22 protein-coding genes are annotated in these 21,463 nt (G+C 63.1%); 11 read left to right on the forward strand and 11 right to left on the reverse strand.

The window, feature by feature from the left end; genetic code table 11:
- Positions 1 to 24: 24 nt before the first annotated feature.
- Positions 25 to 504 carry an FKBP-type peptidyl-prolyl cis-trans isomerase gene (locus BR71_RS13920; protein ID WP_019102654.1) on the forward strand — a complete coding sequence of 160 codons (480 nt, stop codon included), beginning with the start codon at positions 25 to 27 and terminating at the stop codon, positions 502 to 504.
- Positions 505 to 768: 264 nt separating this feature from the next.
- Here the strand turns inward: BR71_RS13920 and BR71_RS13925 are convergent, their stop codons facing one another.
- The 6 genes from BR71_RS13925 to BR71_RS13950 all read right to left on the reverse strand — a co-directional run bounded on the left by BR71_RS13925 (position 769) and on the right by BR71_RS13950 (position 6,259).
- The gene (locus BR71_RS13925) at positions 769 to 1,524 is read right to left on the reverse strand and encodes a phosphatase PAP2 family protein (RefSeq protein ID WP_052370572.1); all 756 of its coding nucleotides are present in this window, start codon (positions 1,522 to 1,524) and stop codon (positions 769 to 771) included.
- On the reverse strand, positions 1,524 to 2,342 hold the full coding sequence (prmC, locus tag BR71_RS13930) for a peptide chain release factor N(5)-glutamine methyltransferase (protein ID WP_043638615.1): 819 nt from the start codon (positions 2,340 to 2,342) through the stop codon (positions 1,524 to 1,526). The genes BR71_RS13925 and prmC overlap by 1 nt, the downstream gene beginning before the upstream one ends.
- Before the next feature lie 8 nt (positions 2,343 to 2,350).
- Positions 2,351 to 3,790: a magnesium transporter gene (gene mgtE, locus BR71_RS13935; protein WP_043638519.1), complete on the reverse strand. Its 1,440-nt coding sequence runs from the start codon at positions 3,788 to 3,790 to the stop codon at positions 2,351 to 2,353.
- Positions 3,791 to 3,991: 201 nt separating this feature from the next.
- A complete protein-coding gene (gene mtgA, locus BR71_RS13940; protein WP_043638617.1) occupies positions 3,992 to 4,675 on the reverse strand; it encodes a monofunctional biosynthetic peptidoglycan transglycosylase in 684 nt (227 codons plus the stop codon).
- A 117-nt stretch (positions 4,676 to 4,792) separates the two neighbouring features.
- Positions 4,793 to 5,614 (reverse strand): shikimate dehydrogenase, encoded by an 822-nt coding sequence (aroE, locus tag BR71_RS13945; protein WP_043638522.1) that lies wholly within the window; start codon positions 5,612 to 5,614, stop codon positions 4,793 to 4,795.
- A 192-nt stretch (positions 5,615 to 5,806) separates the two neighbouring features.
- The gene (locus BR71_RS13950) at positions 5,807 to 6,259 is read right to left on the reverse strand and encodes a rhodanese-like domain-containing protein (RefSeq protein WP_043638525.1); all 453 of its coding nucleotides are present in this window, start codon (positions 6,257 to 6,259) and stop codon (positions 5,807 to 5,809) included.
- Positions 6,260 to 6,633: 374 nt separating this feature from the next.
- On the opposite strand from BR71_RS13950, the gene glnA reads away from it, so the two are divergent.
- The 5 genes from glnA to BR71_RS13975 all read left to right on the forward strand — a co-directional run bounded on the left by glnA (position 6,634) and on the right by BR71_RS13975 (position 12,260).
- Positions 6,634 to 8,052, forward strand: a complete 1,419-nt coding sequence (glnA, locus tag BR71_RS13955) for a glutamate--ammonia ligase (RefSeq protein ID WP_043591002.1) — start codon at positions 6,634 to 6,636, stop codon at positions 8,050 to 8,052.
- Between the two features lie 110 nt (positions 8,053 to 8,162).
- Positions 8,163 to 8,645, forward strand: a complete 483-nt coding sequence (locus BR71_RS13960) for a DUF4124 domain-containing protein (protein ID WP_043638528.1) — start codon at positions 8,163 to 8,165, stop codon at positions 8,643 to 8,645.
- Positions 8,646 to 8,704: 59 nt separating this feature from the next.
- The gene (gene glnL / locus BR71_RS13965) at positions 8,705 to 9,820 is read left to right on the forward strand and encodes a nitrogen regulation protein NR(II) (protein ID WP_244269632.1); all 1,116 of its coding nucleotides are present in this window, start codon (positions 8,705 to 8,707) and stop codon (positions 9,818 to 9,820) included.
- A 212-nt stretch (positions 9,821 to 10,032) separates the two neighbouring features.
- A complete protein-coding gene (gene ntrC / locus BR71_RS13970; protein ID WP_043638535.1) occupies positions 10,033 to 11,490 on the forward strand; it encodes a nitrogen regulation protein NR(I) in 1,458 nt (485 codons plus the stop codon).
- Positions 11,491 to 11,519: 29 nt separating this feature from the next.
- Positions 11,520 to 12,260 (forward strand): substrate-binding periplasmic protein, encoded by a 741-nt coding sequence (locus tag BR71_RS13975; protein ID WP_043638538.1) that lies wholly within the window; start codon positions 11,520 to 11,522, stop codon positions 12,258 to 12,260.
- A gap of 141 nt (positions 12,261 to 12,401) precedes the next feature.
- Here the strand turns inward: BR71_RS13975 and BR71_RS13980 are convergent, their stop codons facing one another.
- On the reverse strand, positions 12,402 to 13,328 hold the full coding sequence (locus BR71_RS13980; RefSeq protein ID WP_043638542.1) for a LysR family transcriptional regulator: 927 nt from the start codon (positions 13,326 to 13,328) through the stop codon (positions 12,402 to 12,404).
- 95 nt (positions 13,329 to 13,423) lie between these two features.
- On the opposite strand from BR71_RS13980, the gene metE reads away from it, so the two are divergent.
- Positions 13,424 to 15,715 (forward strand): 5-methyltetrahydropteroyltriglutamate--homocysteine S-methyltransferase, encoded by a 2,292-nt coding sequence (metE, locus tag BR71_RS13985; RefSeq protein WP_043638550.1) that lies wholly within the window; start codon positions 13,424 to 13,426, stop codon positions 15,713 to 15,715.
- 59 nt (positions 15,716 to 15,774) lie between these two features.
- Here metE and BR71_RS13990 read toward each other — a convergent pair whose 3' ends face one another.
- The 3 genes from BR71_RS13990 to BR71_RS14000 form a co-directional block, all read right to left on the reverse strand.
- Positions 15,775 to 16,233, reverse strand: a complete 459-nt coding sequence (locus BR71_RS13990; RefSeq protein WP_043590995.1) for a SixA phosphatase family protein — start codon at positions 16,231 to 16,233, stop codon at positions 15,775 to 15,777.
- A gap of 113 nt (positions 16,234 to 16,346) precedes the next feature.
- Positions 16,347 to 17,063 carry an LrgB family protein gene (locus tag BR71_RS13995; protein ID WP_043590992.1) on the reverse strand — a complete coding sequence of 239 codons (717 nt, stop codon included), beginning with the start codon at positions 17,061 to 17,063 and terminating at the stop codon, positions 16,347 to 16,349.
- Positions 17,056 to 17,412, reverse strand: coding sequence for a CidA/LrgA family protein (locus tag BR71_RS14000; protein WP_043590991.1), 357 nt, complete (start codon positions 17,410 to 17,412; stop codon positions 17,056 to 17,058). The genes BR71_RS13995 and BR71_RS14000 overlap by 8 nt, the downstream gene beginning before the upstream one ends.
- A gap of 134 nt (positions 17,413 to 17,546) precedes the next feature.
- On the opposite strand from BR71_RS14000, the gene BR71_RS14005 reads away from it, so the two are divergent.
- The 3 genes from BR71_RS14005 (at position 17,547) to BR71_RS24645 (ending at position 19,324) form a co-directional block, all read left to right on the forward strand.
- A complete protein-coding gene (locus tag BR71_RS14005; protein WP_244269633.1) occupies positions 17,547 to 18,074 on the forward strand; it encodes a chorismate--pyruvate lyase family protein in 528 nt (175 codons plus the stop codon).
- Positions 18,071 to 18,943 carry a 4-hydroxybenzoate octaprenyltransferase gene (gene ubiA / locus BR71_RS14010; RefSeq protein WP_043638554.1) on the forward strand — a complete coding sequence of 291 codons (873 nt, stop codon included), beginning with the start codon at positions 18,071 to 18,073 and terminating at the stop codon, positions 18,941 to 18,943. The genes BR71_RS14005 and ubiA overlap by 4 nt, the downstream gene beginning before the upstream one ends.
- A 150-nt stretch (positions 18,944 to 19,093) precedes the next feature.
- Positions 19,094 to 19,324 carry a hypothetical protein gene (locus BR71_RS24645; protein ID WP_081547255.1) on the forward strand — a complete coding sequence of 77 codons (231 nt, stop codon included), beginning with the start codon at positions 19,094 to 19,096 and terminating at the stop codon, positions 19,322 to 19,324.
- Between the two features lie 125 nt (positions 19,325 to 19,449).
- Here BR71_RS24645 and BR71_RS14020 read toward each other — a convergent pair whose 3' ends face one another.
- Positions 19,450 to 19,746, reverse strand: coding sequence for an ArsR/SmtB family transcription factor (locus BR71_RS14020; protein ID WP_019100570.1), 297 nt, complete (start codon positions 19,744 to 19,746; stop codon positions 19,450 to 19,452).
- Between the two features lie 103 nt (positions 19,747 to 19,849).
- On the opposite strand from BR71_RS14020, the gene gpmI reads away from it, so the two are divergent.
- Entirely contained in the window at positions 19,850 to 21,373 is a 1,524-nt protein-coding gene (gene gpmI, locus BR71_RS14025) for a 2,3-bisphosphoglycerate-independent phosphoglycerate mutase (RefSeq protein ID WP_043638560.1), read from the forward strand.
- Positions 21,374 to 21,463: the final 90 nt, after the last annotated feature.

The raw sequence follows: 21,463 nt of genomic DNA on the forward strand, positions 1-21,463 counted from the left end.
ACCTTCCTTCACGGATCCGCACTCATGCAAATCTCCAAAAACACCGTCGTTACCCTCCACTACGAGATGTTCGACGCTGACAACAACCTCCTCGACAAAACCGAAGAGCCGATCAGCTATCTGCATGGCGGCTACGACGGCATCTTCCCGCTGGTGGAAGAAGCTTTGGAAGGCAAGGCCGTTGGCGACTCCATCGACGTCAAGATGACGCCGGACGACGCTTTCGGCGACCCGGAAGAAGAACTGATCCGCCTGGAAGATCTGGACGTGTTCCCGGCTGACGTCGAAGTCGGCATGATGTTCGAAGCTGACGATCCGGAAACCGGCGACGTGCTGCTGTTCCGCGTCACCGACATCGCCGACGGCAAGGCCGTTGTCGACGCCAACCACCCGCTGGCCGGCCAAAGCATCCGCTTCGCCGCCAAGGTTGTGGAAATCCGCGCAGCCAGCGCCGATGAAATCAGCCACGGCCACGCCCACGGCGAGCACGGCCACCACCATTGATCAGGCAGCCAGCCAAGCCGGCATTGTAATGCTTTTGCCGGTTCGCCGGCCTGATTTCGACAAAGGCGGCCCGATGGGCCGCCTTTGTCATGCCAGCTCGCGGAATCAACCGCGCCATCTCTAAAGGGCCTGCTCAAAGTCTCGCGAGCCAGGGCGAGACATGGCGAAAACGGCTGAGAAAGCGGAATGTACGCGTGGCACATGAGCATTTCGAAGCCGTTTTCAACGCTGTATCGCCGACGCGCAGCAGATCGTAAGCAGGCACTAACGAGCGAGCCACCAGCGCCGGCAGCCAGCGGCAAGCACCAGCGAGCACACCGCCAGCCTCAAGCCGTACTCCTCATGGCTGCCGGGCTTGTACAACAACCACAACAACTGCAGCGCCAGAGCAGGCAGCATCAACGATTGCAGCCGCGCGCTCAAACCCGCAGGCCACCCTTGAGGCCAGGCCCAGCGGCAGGCGCCGAACATAGCGGCCCACCCCAGCAAGGCGCCCACCGTCACATCCAGCGGCCAATGCACGCCGGTAGCCAGCCGAGCGCACATCACCAAGACCACGCCGACGCTCAGCCACAAGCCCTGTCGCACCATGCCTGAATAGTAAAGAAAGCTCGCCAGCGTGGCGGAGGCCATTGCATGGCCGGAGGGAAAAGAACCGTTGCCGGGCAAGTCGTCCAGCAATTGCACCGCGCCAGGAGGCAGCACCAACGGCGGCCGCGGCACGGCGAAGCCGGCTTTGAGCACAATGGCCAGAAACACGCCGGCGCCGCAGCCGAACAATAAAGCCGGCAGCTTGTCCGGCCGTCGCCAGCTCAGGGCCAGCAGCAGGGCCAGCACCGTAGGCCAATCGCCCAACACATTGAGCAGCCGCCAGCAGACGGCGGGCACGATGCGCGCCCCCTGATGCACGGCAAGAAAAACCTCCCGGTTCAAGTCCGGCGACAACAGCAAGGACAGAATCAAAGGCGACAACAACAACGCCGGCCACAGCCGGCGCAAACAGGACAACTTAAACCACATCAGTCAGCTTTCATCGTTGCAAGGGTGATTCGATCCAGACCCGCCAGATCGACAATGGTTTCCACTTGCAGCAAACCCGTGTCGGAGAAAAGCCGACGCACTGCCTCGCCTTGATCGTAGCCATGCTCGACGATCAAGCAACCGCCCGGAGCCAGCCGCCTCGGCGCGCCTGCGGCGATGGCGCGCAGACAGGCCAGACCGTCGGCTTCGTCGGTCAACGCCATCCGCGGCTCGAAACGCACGTCCCCCAGCCCCAAATGCTCGTCGTCGCGCCGGATGTAAGGCGGATTGGAGACAATGAGATCAAAGACCGCGTCCGCCGGCAGCGCTTGATACCAACTGCCCTGATAAAAATCGACGCGCGCGCCCAGACGCTCGGCGTTGCCGCGGGCGACGGCCAGCGCCTCGGGCGACAGATCGACAGCGCTCACCCGCCAAGCCGGCGCTTCCAGCGCCAAAGTCGCGGCGATGGCCCCGCTGCCGGTGCCCAGGTCCACCACGCGGGCGGCGCCTCGGCCGGTCCGTTCCAACGCAGCCTCGATCAGATGCTCGGTTTCCGGCCGGGGAATCAGCACCTGCGGCCCCACGGCGAAATCGCGGCCGTAAAACTCGCGCCGGCCAATCAGATAGGCCACTGGCTCTCCCGCTGCCCGCCGGGCCGCCAACGCGCGGAAACACGCGTCTTGTTCCGCGCTCAGCGCCTGCTCCGGATAAGCGGCGATGCGGGCGTGAGTCAGCTCCGGCGCCGCCTGCTGCAACAGCATGCGCGCTTCCAGACGGGGCAAAGGGTATAGGCGCAAGGCCTCGGCTATCGTCAACATGGTCGTCACAGCAGAAACAGGGTGGCCAAACCCAGGAAGATGAAAAACCCGCCGGAATCGGTGCAGGCGGTGATCAGCACGCTGGAACCCAACGCCGGGTCACGCCCGGAACGTTGCATCAGGCAGGGAATCAGCACCCCCATGGTGGCGGCCAGCATCAGGTTGAGCAACATCGCGCCCAGCATGACCAGGCCCAGCGAGAAACTGCCGTACAACAACCAGGCCACGCTGCCTATCACCCCTCCCCACAACACGCCGTTGATCATGCTGACGCCAAGCTCCTTGCGCCACAAGCGCCAAGCCTGGCTCAGCTGCATCTGTCCCATGGCCAGCGCGCGCACGATCATGGTGATGGTCTGGTTGCCGGAGTTGCCGCCGATGCCGGCAACGATGGGCATCAAGGCGGCCAAGGCCACCAATTGGGAAATGGAGTGCTCGAACACGCCGATCACGCGCGAGGCGACGAAGGCGGTGCATAGATTGATCGCCAGCCAGGCCCAGCGGTTCTTCACCGAGTCGATCACCGGCGCGAACAGGTCTTCTTCCTCTTTCAAACCGGCCAGGTTCAGCACTTCGCTGTCGGACTCTTCGCGGATCACGTCCACCATCTCGTCCACGGTCAGCCGGCCAATCAACTTGCCGGCCTCGTCCACCACCGGCGCGGTAATCAAGTCGTAGCGCTCGAAGGCCAGCGCTGCGTCGGCGGCGTCTTCGTCCGGACTGAAGCTGACCAGTTCGGTGGCCATCACTTCGGCCACCAGCGCGTCGGGGTCGGACACCAGCAGTTTGCGGATGGAGAGCACGCCCTTGAGCAGGCCCAAATCGTCGATCACGAAAATTTTGTCGGTATGCGCCGGCAACTCGTCGAAACGGCGCAGATAGCGAAGCACGACTTCGCAACTGACGTCGGCACGGATCTTGACCAAGTCGAAGTCCATCAGCGCGCCGACCTTATCCTCGTCGTAGGACAGCGCCGATTGCAGTTGGGCGCGTTCCTCCTCGCCCAGCCCGCCCATCACTTCGTACACCACTTGGCGCGGCATGTCCGGCGCCAGCTCGGCCAGCTCGTCCGCGTCCAGCTGTTCGGCGGCGTTCACGAGCTCGCCGTACTCCATCACTTCGATCAGCGATTCCCTGACCGCGTCGGATACTTCCAACAGGATGGCGCCGTCGCGCGCGCCCTCCACCTGGTCCCAAACCAGCAAGCGGTCTTCCAGCGGCAAGGCTTCCAGAATATGGGCGACATCGGCCGGGTGCAGCTGCTCCAACTTGAGGCGCAGCGCCTCCAGATTGTAATGCGGGGCCAGCGGGTCCGTCGGCGGCTCGGACGCCTCCTGGCGGGATACAAGATCTTCCAACTGCCGCTGGCGCTCGATCAGGCGCTGCACCAGGGCCAGGCTTTCTTGCAGACGATCGGCGGATTGTTGCTTGAAGGCAACCGTCATGCACGTCTCCTTCCGCCCAGATGGCGCGCGCGGCGCGGGCGGTCTGAGGCGGGCATTATTCTCTAACGGTAAATCGGGATTGGATTACGGGATAACTGGGTAAGTCCATTGCGTAGCCGCCATGCCTCGCGCACGGCGCACTCAAAGAAAGTCGCAATTGTAACATGCGCCCTGCGCCGCTCCAATCCGCCCCACAGACGCTCAAGGCAGTTCCACATAGCCCATCCGCCGCTGGATGATACGGGTTTTGCGCGCCAGGCCCGGCGCGCCGCGGTGGGTGTCATAGTAGCGCGGGTTGGGCACCATCGCCGCCAGCTTGGCCGCCTGAGCCGAGGACAGCCGGGCCGCGCTGGAATGGTAGTAGTAGCGTGACGCCGCCTCCGCGCCAAACACGCCGTTGCCCCATTCGATCACGTTCAGATAGATCTCGAAGATGCGCCGCTTGTCCAGCACGGTTTCCAGCATCACCGTAATCAAGGCCTCCTCCACCTTCCGCCACGGGGTCTTGCTGCTGGACAGGAATAGATTTTTGGCCAGTTGCTGACTGATGGTGGAACCGCCAGCGACGATCTTGCCCTTCTTCATGTTTTTTTCGAACGCGGCCTCAATGCCATCCCAGTCGAATCCCTCGTGATCGACGAACTTGGCGTCCTCGGATGCGATCAGCGCGCGCTTGAGATTGGGGGATATCTGCTCGTAACTCACCCATTTGTGGCGCAGTTCCGCCTCGGGATCGTCCTGCTGCAGCTTGGCCAGCTGTTCGTTCATGAAGGAACTGGCCGATGGATTGTGGCCGCGCCAATAAACAATGTGGCCAAAGATCCACAGGTTATACAGCAGAAAGGCGGCCATCAGGGCCGCCAACACTTTCAGGAAGAGACGCATCATCTGACTCGCAAAGCGAGCCCCCTCGCAGAGCAAGGGGGATTGGGATTCAAACCGCGGGAGGGGAATGCCGGCACAGCTCAAAATAGGTCCGCCCCGGCTAGACCCGGGCAGGCGTCAGGCCAGCACTTCCCGCAGCATATTGGTCACTTTGCGAGTGGCCGGCTCCACGCCGCGCCAGATGGAGAAGGATTCCGCCGCCTGCTCCACCAGCATGCCCAGGCCGTCGGCCAGCATGCCGGCGTTCTCTGCCTGAGCGCGCTGCAGGAAGGGCGTCAGGCCCTTGCTGTACACCATGTCGTAAGCCAGGGTGCGCGCAGTAAACAAGCCGTAGGGAATAGGGGGCAATTCATTGCTGAGACTGGTCGAGGTAGCGTTGATCACGATGTCGAAGCTGCGGCCCTTCAATTGCTCGTAGCCGATCGCTTCCACCTTGCCCCAGGGCGCGAAGTGGTGCGCCAGCGCCTCCGCCTTGATCAGGGTGCGGTTGGCGATGGTCAAAGAGGCGGGCTTTTGCTCCAGAATGGGTTCCAGCACGCCGCGCACCGCGCCGCCAGCGCCTAGAATCAGCACCTTGGCGCCGGCGATCGGGTAGTCCAGATTATCGACGATGTCGCGCACAAGGCCCACGCCGTCGGTATTGTCGCCGTAGATCTTGCCGTCGCGGAAGCACAAGGTGTTGACCGCTTCCGCCGCGCGGGCGCGCTCGGTCAGCTCGTTGGCGAAACGGTAAGCGTCCCCCTTGAACGGCAGCGTAATATTGAGGCCCTTGCCGCCGGCGGCGACGAACTCGGCCACCACGTCGTTGAAACGCCCCAGTTCCGCGAACAATTTGTCGTAAGCGATATCCTGGCCGGTGGCCGCCGCGAATTCGTTATGGATGAACGGTGACTGGCTGTGCGAAACAGGATTGCCGATAACGGCGTAACGGTCGGTCATGAGTCAGTTTTCCAAGATTGGGTATGTTTTTGGTATCGGATTAGAGAGTGGCTAACAAAACCCTCGCGCCGCGTCGCGCTTGGCTTTGTTGGCGGCTCTCGCCGCGTCCGCGCCGACGTAGCGGCGGCGCTATGACACTTTGCCGTGGAATACGCCAAACATCAACCACGACATCGCCGCGCAGCCCCCGGTTCAGCCTTGTTGCCAGGGCAGCCCGCGCGCTTTCCAGCCCCCCACGGTGTTGCGGTGGCCTGCGGCGTCCTTGTCGCCTTCAAAACCCTCCAACACGTTGTAGGCCTCGGTGTAGCCGGCGGCGGCTGCCATGCGCGCCACCTCGTCGGAGCGCACGCCGGATCGGCACATCAGCATCAGCACGCCCTTCTTGGGCAACATGCTCTGCAATTGCTCGAGGAAACGCGGATTGGGCTGCATGCCGGGAAAGCTGCGCCACTCCAGCCGCTGGGCATAGGGCACCACGCCGACGAACTGCCATTCCGCCGCACTGCGCACATCCAGCAGCACCGCTTCCGGCATGGCTTGTTTTAACTGATGCGCCTCCTGCGGCGTCAAGGCACCGCGATAGGGCAAGCCCTGTTCTTCCCCTCGGCGCTGAGCCTGCTGCAATAGCTGCGTCATCTGATCCATGCATGCTCTCCTCGCGGCCGGGCCGCCTTGTTTAGCCGCTCCCCCTGATGCTGCGCCGACTGGCCTTGGCATCTTAGAACCTGTTCAGCGCAGCAGCCATTGAACCGACTCTCAGCGGGGTTTTGTGAGCCGCTCTTGTTACCTTATATACGGATTATCCATATCGACGAAGACGGCCGCAACGCCGTCAACGCCCTATTTTGGTGCACCAGCCAGACCCAGGCACCACCCTGGTTCATTCAACTTCGCTAGCGCCCGGTTTTGGGCTATGACACAATGGAATCTCAGCGATTTCAAAGCTGGCACGCTTAATGCTTAAGCGCTAGCCATCCACTCATTCGCACATGATGCATGTAGCCTTTCAGGAGAAAACCATGGCGGTTGCAGACGTAGTCAAGCTGATTACCGAAAATGATGTCAAGTTCATCGACCTGCGCTTTACCGACACCCGCGGCAAAGAACAACACGTGTCGATTCCGGCCCATGTCCTGCTGGACGATCCGGACGCATGGTTCGAACACGGCCACGCTTTCGACGGTTCCTCGATCGCAGGCTGGAAAGGCATCCAGGCATCCGACATGCTGCTGATGGCCGACCCGGCCACCGCGCGCATCGACCCGTTCTACGACGAACCCACCGTCTTCATGCACTGCGATGTGATCGACCCGGCCGACGGCAAGGGCTACGACCGCGACCCGCGCTCCATCGCCAAGCGCGCCGAAGCCTATCTGAAAGCCTCCGGACTGGGCGACACCGCCTACTTCGGCCCGGAACCGGAATTCTTCATCTTCGACAGCGTGACCTGGGGCACCGACATGTCCGGCTGCTTCGTCAAGATCAAGGCGGAAGAAGCCGCCTGGGCCTCCGCCGAGGAGTTCGAGGGCGGCAATATGGGCCACCGCCCCGGCATTAAAGGCGGTTACTTCCCGGTGCCGCCGGTGGACTCCTCCCAAGACATCCGTTCCGCCATGGTGCTGCTGCTGGAAGAGCTGGGCATCCCGGTGGAAGTGCATCACCACGAAGTGGCCACTGCCGGCCAGAACGAGATCGGCACCAAGTTCAGCACGCTCACCCAGCGCGCGGACTGGACCCAGATTCTGAAATACGTGGTGCACAACGTGGCTCACAGCTACGGCAAAACCGCCACCTTCATGCCCAAGCCCATCGTCGGCGACAACGGCTCTGGCATGCATGTTCACCAGTCCATCTGGAAGGACGGCAAAAACCTGTTCGCAGGCGACGGCTACGCCGGCCTGTCCGAAACCGCGCTTTACTACATCGGCGGCATCATCAAGCACGCTAAGGCGTTGAACGCGATCACCAACCCGGGCACCAACTCCTACAAACGCCTGGTGCCGCACTACGAAGCGCCGGTGAAGCTGGCCTATTCCGCCAAGAACCGCTCCGCCTCCATCCGCATCCCGCACGTGGCCAGCCCCAAGGGCCGTCGTATCGAAGCGCGCTTCCCGGACCCGTTGGCCAACCCCTACCTGTGCTTCTCCGCGTTGCTGATGGCCGGCCTGGACGGCATCCAGAACAAGATCCACCCGGGCGACGCCGCGGACAAGAACCTGTACGATCTGCCGCCGGAAGAAGATAAGCTGATCCCGACCGTGTGCGCCAGCCTGGACGAGGCCCTGGCCGCTCTGGACAAAGACCGCGAATTCCTGACCCGCGGCGGCGTGTTCTCCAATGACTGGATCGACGCATACATCGAGCTGAAAATGCAGGAAGTCAACCTGACCCGCATGACCACCCATCCGGTGGAATTCGCGATGTATTACTCGCTGTAAAACGGCGCGACGAAAAACGGCAGCCCAGGGGCTGCCGTTTTCATATATGACTTGTCCGGCGGATTTGCATATCATTGCAGTGCTTAAACCCGGAACTCGACACGCCGCCCATGAAAACTCTATCGCTTTGTCTGATGCTGTTGCTGAGCGCCTCTGCTCAAGCCACTGTTTACAAGTACGTGGACAAAGACGGCAACGTCACTTTCACCAATGTGCCGATTCGCGGCGCGCAGGCAATCCGGCTCAATCCGCTCTCTTCCTATCCTAGCCAGCACAAGAAAAACAATGCTCCCGGCAACAGCAGCGGCGGAAACGGCGACGCCAAGCCCGCCGGCAACTACCCCAGCGTCGATCCCGGCACCCAAAAACAGCGGGACAACGGCCGCCGCAAGATCCTGGAACAGGAGCTGGCCAATGAGCAGAAGGCGTTGACCGAAGCGGAAAAAGCGCTGGCCGACGGCAAAGCCACGCGCAACGGCGACGAAACCCGCAATTACCAAAAATATCTGAACCGGGTGCAGAAGCTGCAAGACGAAGTCACCGACCGCCAGAAAAACGTGGAAGCCTTGCGCCGCGAGTTGGGGCAGAACTAGTTTGACGCACCACATTGGTGCATACTGACGATGAATGGGCCATTCCCGGGCACGCGGGCATGGCCCGAATTTTGCTCAGCCTGCGCAAGCCCTTCGCCCCAGCCTACAGGACACACCGCACCATGCCGCCGACCAGCTTTGCCGGACTAGAACTGCTGGACACCCCCGTGCTGATCGTCGATCCCGACGGCGCGCTGCATTTCGTCAATCCCGCTTGCGAAAACCTGCTGGCGCTCGGCAGCCGCGAATTGCTGCGCCACAGCCTGTTCGATCTGTTCCAGCCCTGCCCGGCGCTGCGTCAGGCGCTGTCCACCGCGCTGCGCCACAACGCCAGCTTCATCGAACACGACTTGGAACTGGTCCCGCAGCACAGCGAGCAGCCGCTGCACATCGCGCTGTCGGTCGCACCGGTGGACGCGGACGGCGGGCTGGCGTTGATCGAGCTGCGACCGCTGGATCAGCAGTTGAAGATCGCCAACGAAGAGCGCCTGCTGCTGCAACACCAGGCCAACCGCGAACTGATCCGCAACCTGGCCCATGAGATCAAAAACCCGCTGGGAGGCATTCGCGGCGCGGCGCAGTTGCTGGAGCACGAACTGCTGGACCGCCCGGAGCTGAAAGAATACACCGCGGTGATCAAGGAGGAGGCGCTGCGGCTGCAATCGTTGGTCGACCGCCTTCTGGCGCCGCACCGCAGCCATGTTCGCGGCGAGATCAATATCCACGAAGTGCTGGAGCGCGTGCGCAGCATCGCGCTGGCGGAATACCCGCAAGACCTGCAAATCCGCCGCGACTACGACACCAGCCTGCCGCAGTTGGTGGCAGACAAGGAACAACTGATCCAGGTGGCGCTCAACATCGTCAAAAACGCGATTCAGGCGATGAAGGGCCGCGGCGAATTGATTCTGCGCACCCGAGTGGCGCGTCAGGTGACGCTGGCGCGCAAGCGCCACACCCTGGCATTGAAATTGCAGATCATCGATGACGGCCCCGGCATTCCCGACGAGATCAAGGACCATATTTTTTACCCGCTGGTCACCGGCCGCGCCGAAGGCACCGGCCTGGGCCTGACTCTGGCGCAGGCCTTCGTCCACCAGCACGGCGGCAATATCGAATTTGACTCACGGCCGGGGCAAACCTGTTTTACGGTCATGTTGCCCTTCGCCACCGACTGAGAAGCGGCTCAAAGTCCGCAGCGTTGCGTGAGACATCGCACGGCGAGCACACCTTCGAAAGGCTGATGAACCGCCTGTATATTCAGCATTACCAGCTGTTCTCACCTTGTCCCGCTCGTGCTCGCGAGACTTGAACAGGTTCTGAGACGCATCGACAACAACACCTTGCGGCGGCCGGCGGGCGCTGGCGGCCACAGCATGAGGATTTCGTGATGAACCAAGCGGTATGGATTATTGACGACGACAAGGCAATACGCTGGGTGCTGGAAAAAGCGCTGGGACGCGCCGGCATCGGCTTCGACAGTTTCGCCAGCGCCGACGACGCGCTGAACGCGCTGTACGACCGCGCTCCGCAAGTCATTATTTCGGATATCCGCATGCCGGGCACCGACGGGCTGAAATTCCTCTCCAAAGTCAAATCAGAACACCCCGCGCTGCCCGTCATCATCATGACCGCGCATTCCGACCTGGATTCCGCGGTGGCGGCCTTCCAGGGCGGCGCCTTTGAATACCTGCCCAAGCCCTTCGACGTCGATCAGGCGGTGCTGCTGATCGAACGCGCGCTGGCGGAAAGCCGCCCGGACATCGCGGTCAGCGATCATCAGGAAGCGATGCCGGTGCTGCTGGGCCAGGCTCCGGCGATGCAGGACGTCTTCCGCGCCATCGGCCGGCTATCGCAGTCCAACGTCACCGTGCTGATCACCGGCGAATCCGGCACCGGCAAGGAGCGCGTGGCCGAAGCCCTGCACCGCCACTCTGTGCGCGCCGGCAAACCCTTCATCGCGCTCAATACCGCCGCCATCCCCAAGGACTTGCTGGAGTCGGAGCTGTTCGGCCATGAGAAAGGCGCGTTCACCGGCGCGCAAGCCACCCGCCGCGGCCGCTTCGAGGAGGCCGAGGGCGGCACGCTGTTCCTGGACGAGATCGGCGACATGCCCACCGAGCTGCAAACCCGTTTGCTGCGTGTGCTGTCCGACGGCCACTTCTACCGCGTCGGCGGCCACACCCCGATCAAGGCCAACGTCCGCGTCATCGCCGCTACCCACCAAAACCTGGAACAGCGGGTGCGCGACGGCCAGTTCCGCGAAGACCTCTACCACCGCCTGAACGTGATCCGCCTGCGGCTGCCGCCGCTGCGCGAGCGGCGCGAAGACATCCCGCTGCTGGCCCGCCACTTCCTGGCCAAGAGCGCCACCCAGTTGGGCGTGGAGCCCAAGCGACTCAGCGACGCCGCCATGGAGGTGGTCAAACACAGCCTGTTCTCCGGCAATGTGCGCGAGCTGGAGAATCTGTGTCAGTGGATTAGCGTGATGGCGCCCGGCCAAACCGTGGAGGCGGCCGACCTGCCCCAGGAGCTGCGCGACCCCGCCGCCGGCGCCCGCCATCCCGGCGGCGCCGAAACCGGGCAGCTGGACTGGCCGCAATTGCTGGCGGAGGAAGTCAGCCGCCGTCTGCGCGCCGGCGAGGTCGGCATCATCGACGAACTGACCCGCCGCTTCGAGATCAGTTGCATCCGCAGCGGCCTGGCCCACACCGGCGGCCGCAAAGTGGAAGCCGCTCACCTGCTGGGCTGGGGTCGCAACACGCTGACTCGCAAGATCCAGGAGTTGGGTTTGGAAGCTCACGCGGATGAAATCCATGACAAGGCCGATCTCGGGCTCATAAAATGAATCCATGATCATTCCGCAAGGACCTGCCCATGTCCAAGTCCACGCTAGCGCTGCTCACCCTGCTGGCCGGCGGGTGGGTCCATGCGGCCCCCCTCTTGCGCATCGTCGTCGGTAGCGCCGAACCCGCGCCCTTCATCCAGCATAACTCCACACAACTATCCGGCCCCGTGATCGACCTCACGCGGCAAGCGGCGGAGCATTGCGGCCTGAACGCGCAGTTCCGACAACTACCGGCGCGACGGCTGTTGCGCGGCCTGGCCCTGAACCAGGCCGACGCCGCCGCCATGCTGTCCTTCCAGACCGACCGCGCCAAACAGATGCTCTACCCAATGCGCGACGGATCAGCGGACAGCCGGCTCAGGCTGACGGCCCTCTCCTACGTGCTCTACGTCCCGCAGGATTCAACGCTGCGTTGGGACGGCTACCGGCTGGATCTGCCCGAGGACGACAGCGTGGGGGTCAATCGAGGCTGGTCCGTTACACGCGTATTGACGGCTCGCCGGATCCCCACCGAGGCCGGCGCCGATCTGGAGGAGAATTTCGCCAAGCTGCAGGCTGGCCGCATCGCCGCCTTCGCCATGCACGAGCCCGGCGGCGACGCTTATCTGGCGCAACACCCGCAGCTGCGCATGAAAAAACTGCTGCCGCCGCTGAAAACCGAAAACAATTATCTGGTGTTCGCCAAGGCTTACGGCCAGGCGCATCCGGAACGCATGCGCTGCGTCTGGAGTCAATTGCCGTCGCTGCGCCGGCAACTGGACCTGCCCTAAGAACCTGTTTACGATCTCGCGAGCTAAGGCGAAAGCGGCTGAGTAGAACGGAATGGTCAAGTGGCACATGCGCATTTCGAAGACGCCGCTCATCGCGCAATCCCTCCGCCAACGCGCAGCAGATCGTAAACAGGCCCCAAGTCAAGCCGCGCCCAGCGGCGTCAGCCCTGGCAAGGTGGCGAAACTCTGCTCCCTCACCGTGGCCAGAAAATCCTGCATATAGGCCAGGCCGCCGTCGTCGCCGCGCACCGCGGCGTACAACTCGCTGCTTAAACCGCGTTCGCCTATTGGCCGCGCCACCACGTAGCCGCGCTCCAGATAGGGTTTGACCGCCCAATACGGCAAAGCCGCCACCCCGCGGCGGCTGGCCACCAGTTGGATGATGGCGATGGTCAGCTCGCTGCTGCGCCTCGCCGGGTTGACGCCCGCCGGGCGCAATACCTTGCGCACCAGGTCCAGCATTTCGTCCGGCACGGGGTAATGGATCAGCGTTTCTCCGGCAAAGTCCTCCGCCAGCCAGCAGCGCTTGTTCGCCAGCGGATGATCCCGCGCCACAATGCCCACCATTTCATAAGCGAACAGCGGCTGGTAATCGATGCCGGCCTGCGGCTCCGCCTCGGACACGATGGCCAGATCGGCGCGATGGCTCAGCAGCAGGCTAACCGGATCGGTGTGAAAGCCGGACACGATATCCAGCTCAACGCCCGGCCAATGCTGACGAAACGCGTCCATCGCCGGCATCAGCCAGTCAAAGCAGGTATGGCACTCCACCGCCACCCTCAGTTCGCCGACCTCCCCCTGCCGCAGACGCGCCAGATCGCGCTCCGCCGCGGCCACCCTGGCGTTCAGATCATGCGCCAGCGCCAACAGCCTTTCCCCGGCGGCGGTGAAACGAAGCGGCTGGGTCTTGCGCTCGAACAAGCTCATGCCGTAGCCCTGCTCCAACTGTTTGAGCTGGTGCGAAAGCGCGGACTGGGTCAGGAACAAGCGACTGGCGGCCAAGGACACGCTGCCGGTTTCGGCCAGCGCCAACAGGGTGCGCAGATGTCTAATCTCCAGAAAGCTCATTATGAATTCATTTCATGTTAACTGGCAAAATAATGAGTTTGTATCATACAACAGCTTGCGTAATGCTAGGGACATCACGAACGAAGGAGTCCACCATGACCACCCTGCACCTGCTCGGCTTTCCCCGCATCGGCGCCAAGCGCGAACTGAAGACCCTGCTGGAAAACTACTGGAAAAACGAAATCGACGAAGCCGCGCTGCTGGGCGGCGCGCGTGAACTGCGCCAGCGCCATTGGCTGTTGCAAAAAGGCGCCGGCGTTGAATTGTCCCCGGTAGGCGACTTCTCCTTGTACGACCACGTGCTGGACGCGCAACTGCTGGTGGGAGCGGTGCCGCCGCGCTTCGGCTTCGACGCCTCCAAGCTGAGCACCGAGCAGTATTTCCAGCTGGCGCGCGGCAATGCCGGCCAGCCGGCGCTGGAAATGACTAAATGGTTCGACACCAACTACCACTACCTGGTGCCGGAATGGCATGCCGACACCGCTTTCCAAGCCCAGCCTGAGCGCTTGCTGGCGCAAGTGCGAGAAGCCCAGGCGCTGGGCCTGCGCGCCAAGCCGGTGCTGCTGGGGCCGCTGTCGCTGCTGTGGCTGGGCAAGGCCAAGCACGCCGGCCTGGACAAGCTATCCCTGCTGCCCGCCCTGCTGCAAGCCTACCGCGACGTGCTGGCCGCGCTGGCGGCGGCGAAAGTGGAATGGGTGCAGATCGACGAACCCATCCTGACCCTGGATCTGCCGTCGGAATGGCTGGCCGCCTTCGAACCGGCTTATCGCCAATTGCAAGACTCTCCGCTGCGGCTGCTGCTGGCCACCTACTTCGGCAGCGTCGCCGAGCATGCCGAACTGCTGCAACGCTTGCCGGTGGCCGGCCTGCACCTGGACTTGGTGCGCGCGCCGCTGCAACTGGCGGCTTTCGCCGAGGGCTGGCCGCAAGACAAGGTACTGTCCGCCGGCGTCATCGACGGTCGCAACATCTGGCGCGCCGATCTGTCCCGCGTGCTGGCCAGTCTGCAACCCCTTGCGGCCGATTTGGGCGAGCGCCTGTGGATAGCTCCCAGTTGCTCGCTGCTGCATACGCCCTTCGACCTGGCCGCGGAAACCCAGCTCGACGTCGACGTCAAAACCTGGCTGGCCTTCGCGGTGCAAAAGCTTAATGAACTGAAAGTGCTGAAACGCGGCGTGGAGCAAGGCCGCGAAGCCATCGCCAACGAACTGGCCGGCAGCGACTACGCCCGCCAGCAACGCGCCGCCAGCCCGCTGATCCACCGCCCCGAAGTCCAGCAGCGCCTGGCCACGCTGCCGGCCAACGCCGACCGCCGCCACAGCGCCTATCCCGTTCGCGCCGCCGCGCAGCAAGCCTGGCTCAAACTGCCGCTGCTGCCCACCACCACCATAGGCTCTTTCCCGCAAACCGCATCCATCCGCGGCGCTCGCGCCGCCTTCAAACGCGGCGAACTGCCCGCCGATGCCTACCGTCAGGCAATGCAGCAGGAAATTGAACTGGCGATACGCCGCCAGGAGGCGCTGGACATCGACGTGCTGGTGCACGGCGAGGCCGAGCGCAACGACATGGTGGAATACTTCGGCGAACAGTTGTCCGGTTTCGTGTTCACCGCCGGCGGCTGGGTGCAAAGCTACGGCAGCCGCTGCGTGAAGCCGCCCATTTTGTTCGGCGACGTGGCGCGGCCGCAGCCGATGACCGTGGAATGGGCGGAATATGCACAAAGCCTGACCTCCCGTCCGGTCAAGGGCATGCTCACCGGACCGGTCACGATCCTGCAATGGAGCTTTGTCCGTGACGACCTGCCGCGCGACGAAGTCTGCCGTCAGATCGCCCTGGCGCTGAACGACGAGGTACGCGACTTGGAGACCGCCGGCATCCGCGTGATCCAGATCGACGAGCCTGCCATCCGCGAAGGACTGCCGCTGAAGCGCGCCGATCGCGCCGCCTACCTGGACTGGGCCGGCCATGCCTTCCGGCTGTCTTGCCACGGCGTGGCGGACTCCACCCAGATTCACACCCATATGTGCTATTCCGAGTTCGGTGACATTCTGCCGGCCATCGCCGCGCTGGACGCGGACGTGATCACCATCGAAACCTCGCGCTCGGACATGGAGCTGCTGCAGGACTTCGGCCACTTCCGCTACCCCAATGCCATCGGCCCCGGCGTCTACGATATTCACAGCCCGCGGGTGCCGCCTGAGGCTGAAATCCAGCAGCTACTGGAAAAGGCGCTGCAAGTGATCGAACCGGAAAAACTGTGGGTCAACCCCGACTGCGGCCTGAAAACCCGCGGCTGGCCCGAGGTGGAGGCGGCCCTCTCCAGCATGGTCAAGGTCAGCAAGACGCTGCGCAGACGTCTGGCTCAGGAGGCCGACGCCACCGTCTGAAACGTTTGAGACTGACAAGAAAAAGGCCCCTCGATCGAGGGGCCTTTTCGCGTACCGACTCAAGGCTGCAACATGCCGGGCGTCATCATCGCCTTCAAACGCGTCTGCTCGATGCCGTGGCGGTCGCGGTGACTCAACCACCAGACCGACCCCTTCTTCACGCTCCACAATTGCTGCTGCTCCGACAGCAGGGTGGATGCCAACCAGCCGATATAAGGCTGATGGCCAACCAATACCACGGTGCGGTTCGCCTCCGGCCAGCCTATCGCCTCCAGCACCTCTTCCGGCGACGCCGTCGGATTCAACGCCGGCACCGTCTGAAAGCTTTTCGCCAGCAAGGCCGCTGTCTGCTGCGAACGCTTGGCCTCCGAGGCCAGCAGCAGATAATCGCGCGGCAGGCGCACCCGCAGCCAAGCCGCCATCTGGCTCGCCTGCTGCTGCCCGCGCCGCGTCAGCGCCCTTGCCAGATCATCGGAGCCGTCCTCCGCCTCCGCGTGGCGCCACAAAATCAAATCCATACACACCCCTCGTTAAAATATTTTCAATCCAGACGCAAGCGAGCCAAATCGAGCGCCCGCCCCAGGCGGGATGCGCGGCTTGGCGCGACTACGAAATAAAAGCCGCCGGCCCGCTACAAGGGAAACAGCGCCAGCAACACAGGCACCAACAAAGCGGTGAACACCCCGTTCAAGCCCATTGCCAGGCCCGCGAAGGCGCCCGCTGTCTCCGACAACTGAAACACCCGCGCCGTTCCAATCCCATGCGCGGAAATCCCCGTGGCCACGCCCAGCGCCATGTCGTTGCGCAGACGCAGGCCGTTGAACAGCGGCCGCGCCGCCACCGCGCCAAAAATGCCGGACAGGATCACGCACATCGCCGCCAATTCCGGCACCCCGCCTATGCTTTGCGACACGCTCATCGCAATCGGCGTGGTCACCGCCCGCGTGCTCAGGGATAGCAGCACCTCATGCGGCAGACCAAATAGCCAACCCAAGCCCACCGCGCTGACGACGCCGGTGACCCCGCCCAAGGCAATGCTCAAGGCCAGCGGCCCCGCCGCGCGCTTGAGCCGGCTCAGGTTGCCGTACAAGGGCACCGCCAAAGCCACCGTCGCCGGACCCAACAACATTTGTATCCACTGCGCGCCCTGCATGTACTGGCGGTAATCGGTACGCGTCAGCACCAGCCAGCCCAACACCAGCAGTACCCCGATCAACACCGGGTTGGACAGCGGATGGCCGCGACAGCGGCGATTAAACGCCAAGGCCAGGCGGTAAGCCAGCAAAGTGACGAAAACCCCCGTCAACGGCGACTCCCGCAGCGCGGACAACACGTCGGCGCTAATCATCTCCTCCTCCGCCCCGCCGCCCCAGCATCCAATGCAAAGCCAGCCCCGGCACCAGCAAGGTGGTCAGCGTCGACAAGGCCAGCACCGCCGCCAGACGCGCGCCGTAATCGGCCAATAGCGTCTGGTAGGCCAGCACCGCTCCGCCGGCCGGGATGAACAGCAAGGACATATGCGCAAGAAAGCGCGGCACATGGGTCTGCAGCGTCGTAGGCACTCCGCGACGCGCGCACAAGGTGGCGAACAACAGCAACATGCCCATGACCGGTCCCGGCACCGGAACGCCCAAACCGCGCGCCAAGACTTCTCCCGCCAATTGATAGCCCAACAGCCACAGCGCCGTCTCCATCATGCGATCTTTCCTCCTTCCGCCTTTGATGACGTCATGATAATGCCCCGGTTCGCGCTTGGGGATAGACAGATGGACTCGCATCGCGCCGCAGAAGGGCGGGACAAGCCCCCGCCGGCTTTGGCATAATGCGCGCCATGTCTCATCCCCCACTCTGGCTGCCTCAGCCGCCCGCGCTGTCCGCCGCGGCGCAATCCTGCCTCACCGAAGCCGGCTCGCTGACCGAACGGCTGCAAGGCACTGGTCGCCGCTTCGCCGTGCGCGTGTTGCGGCAAGGCCCCGACATCTGTCTGGAAGACGAGGCGCCACAGCTCGGCCTGGCCGCCGGAGCGCCGCTGCAAGCGCGCGAGGTGGCTCTGACCCTGGACGACACCCCGGTCGTGTTCGCCCGCAGCGTCACCCGCCTGGACTGCGCGGCCTGGCAGCCCATTCTAGACCGAGGCAGCCGCTCACTGGGCCTGACATTGTTCGGTGGCCTGCCGGATTTGCTGCGCGACCCGCTGCGCTATCGCCTCATTGCCGCCGATCATCCGCTGTTCGCGCCGGCGGCCCAACTCAGCCCGCACCCCAGCTACCCGGCGCGGCGCTGCCGCTTCCTGCTGCGGCAAGCGCCGCTGCTGGTGTGCGAACTCTTTTTGCCGGAGCTGGAGAATTTCTTGCTATGAACGCCGCCCGCCTTAATGAACGCTTGACCGTTTACATGCAACTGATGCGCATGGACAAGCCCATCGGCACCTTCCTGCTGCTGTGGCCGACGCTGTGGGCGCTGCTGATCGCCGGCCAAGGCCGGCCAGACCCGCTGATCGTGCTGATCTTCATTATCGGCACTTTCCTGATGCGTTCGGCCGGCTGCGTGATCAACGATTACGCGGACCGCGACTTCGACGGCCACGTGGAACGCACCCGGCAACGGCCGTTCGCCCGCGGCGCGGTTGGCAAGAAGGAAGCCTTGCTGCTGGCCGCCGGCCTGGCGCTGCTGTCGCTGCTGCTGATCCTGCCGCTGAACGGCCTGACCCTGCTCTTGAGCGTGCCGGCGCTGTTCATCGCCGCAAGCTACCCTTTCACCAAGCGCGTCTTCCCGGTGCCGCAAGCCTATCTGGGCCTGGCCTTCTCCTTCGGCATTCCGATGGCCTTCGCCGCCCAGACCGGCGCCGTTCCAACGCTGGCCTGGCTGCTGCTGCTGGCCAACGCTTGCTGGACGCTGGCCTACGACACCGCCTATGCCATCAGCGACAAGCCTGACGATCTCAAGATCGGCATCAAGACCTCGGCGATCACCTTCGGCGACTACGATGTCCTGGCCATCATGCTGTTCCACGCCGCTTTTCTCGCGCTAATGGCCGGCATTGGCCGGCACCTGGCGCTGGGCTGGCCTTTTTACCTGTCCCTGCTGGTCTCCGCCGCCTTGATGGCCAGGCAATACCTGGACATCCGTGAACGCGATCGAGCGGCCTGCTTTAAGGCCTTTCTCGACAATAACCGCGTTGGCGCGGCCATCCTCATTGGCGTGGCGCTCAGCTACTGGCTGCCGTAAAACCCAAAGTCATCATTTTGCGGCGCGGCAACATTTTGTTATTTTCTGTGAACTTTTCTAAACGGCTTTAATCCCAGAGAAGGCATATTCCACCCATTTGGAATTGCAGCCGACATGCACCGCCGGCTTCAACACAAGAAAGGACATATCATGAAACTGATTTCCGCTCTGATCGCCGCTGCTTTCGCCACTAGCGCCATGGCCGCCACCCCGGCGTCCGCGCCCTCCGCAGAAAAGAAAATGGAGCATAAAGCCGAACACAAGCAGGCCGGCAAAAAGCACCACAAGAAGCATGCTTCGGGCGCCGCGCACCACAAGAAATCCGGACACAAGCATTCGGGAAAGAAAGCTGAACACAAAGCGGCTTCCGCCGCCAAGTAATTGATCGCCGGGCCGCGCGCCCGGCGCAAAAACGCCGCGGCTCGTCATGCGCCGCGGCGTTTTCATATCCTGATACGACCAAAGGCCGGCCAGAGGCCGACGACGGGGATCAGCCGGGCGGCGAATTATTCGCCGAAGCCACAGAACACCTCGCGCATCATTTTCAAAACCTCCAGCGTGCGAATATCGCCAACACGGTAATAAACGCGGTTCGCGTCCTTGCGCGTGCGCAACACGCCCTTGTCGCGCATAATGGCCAAATGCTGAGAAATATTGCTCTGCGACGTGCCCACCTGCTCGACTATATCCTGCACGCTCACTTCCTGGTCTTCCAGCACCGATATGATCTTCAAACGCAGCGGGTGCGACATGGCCTTCATCGCCCTCGAGGTCTGCTCGATCTGGTCATCGTTGAACAGCAAGGCTTCTCTCCCTGTAGAGTCATTTTATTTAGTCTGACTGCGGTACAATACTACACAAAATCCAATACCATCAAGATTTTCTAATATTCAGAATGTGAATGCCATGAAATCCATCAAACCGGTGTTGTTGTTGATTCTCGACGGTTTTGGCCATCGCCCCGAAGGCGATGACAACGCTATTCTTCATGCCTCGATGCCTAACTGGAATCGTCTGCGCCAGACCTTCCCCTACGGCACCATCAACGCCTCGGAAAACTTCGTCGGCCTGCCCTCCGGCCAGTTCGGCAATTCCGAAGTGGGCCACCTCAACATCGGCGCCGGCCGCGTGGTGCAACAGGACATCAGCCGCATCGACTGCGACATCGAAGACGGCCGCTTCGCCTCCAACCCCGCGCTGGTTTCCGCCATCGCCAAAGCCAAGGATTCGACGCTGCACATCATGGGCCTGCTGTCCGACGGCGGCGTTCACAGCCATGAAAACCACATTCACTCGCTGATCCGCGCGGCCCAGGCTGCCGGCGTCGCCCACATCCGCGTGCACGCTTTCCTCGACGGCCGCGATACGCCGCCGCGCAGCGCCAAGACCTATCTGGAGCGGCTGGACGCGGTGCTGGCCGAATGCCCCGCCGCGCGCCTGGCGTCCGTGACCGGCCGCTACTGGGCAATGGACCGCGACAAGCGCTGGGAACGCGTGGAGCCGGCTTATCGCCTGCTGGTGGAGGGCGAAGGCCTGTTCCACTCACGCAACGGCCTGGAAGCGCTGGAAGCGGCCTACGCCCGTGATGAGAACGACGAGTTCGTCAAAGCCACCGCCATCGGCGAAGCCGCCCCGATGCGTGACGGCGACGTCGTTATATTCATGAACTTCCGCGCCGACCGCGCGCGCCAACTGGTCAGCGCGCTGACCGACCCGGCTTTCGACGGCTTCCAGGCGCGCCAACCCAAGTTCGCCGACTTCGTCACCTTGACCTCCTACGGCGAAGCCTACAGCCGCTTGTCCATCGCCTACCCGCCTCAGAAGATCAGCAACGGCTTAGGCGAATACCTGGCCAGCCAGGGTCTGAAGCAGCTGCGCATCGCCGAAACCGAGAAATATCCGCACGTCACCTATTTCTTCAACGGCGGCGAAGAGCAGGTATATCCTGGAGAAGACCGCATTCTGGTGCAATCGCCCAAGGTGGCCACTTACGACCTGCAACCAGAAATGAGCGCCGGCGAAGTCACCGACAAAATCGTCGCCGCCATCGCCTCCGGCCAATACCAAGCCATCATCTGCAATTACGCCAACGGCGACATGGTGGGCCATAGCGGCATCTTCGACGCCGCGGTCAAGGCGGTGGAAGCGCTGGACGGCTGCATCGGCCGCTGTGTGGAAGCGATGCGCGCCGCCGGCGGCGAGGTATTGATCACCGCCGACCACGGAAACTGCGAACAAATGTACGATGCCGAGCACCACCAGCCGCATACCCAGCACACCTTGAGCCCGGTGCCCTTCCTCTATGTCGGCCGTCCGGCCCGGATCCGCTCCGGCGGTTCGCTGCGCGACATCGCGCCGTCGCTGCTGGCAATGATGGGCCTGGAACAACCGGCGGAGATGAGCGGTCAATCGTTGATCGAATTCCAATAAGCCCCGCCGCCGGCTCCGCCGGCGTCATCGACCCAAGCGCGCCGCCCGCGGACGGCGCGCTTGTTGGTCCGCGGCCCAAGTAGAAAGCAT

Source organism: Chromobacterium haemolyticum DSM 19808 (assembly GCF_000711885.1).
GTDB classification, from domain to species: Bacteria; Pseudomonadota; Gammaproteobacteria; order Burkholderiales; family Chromobacteriaceae; genus Chromobacterium; species Chromobacterium haemolyticum.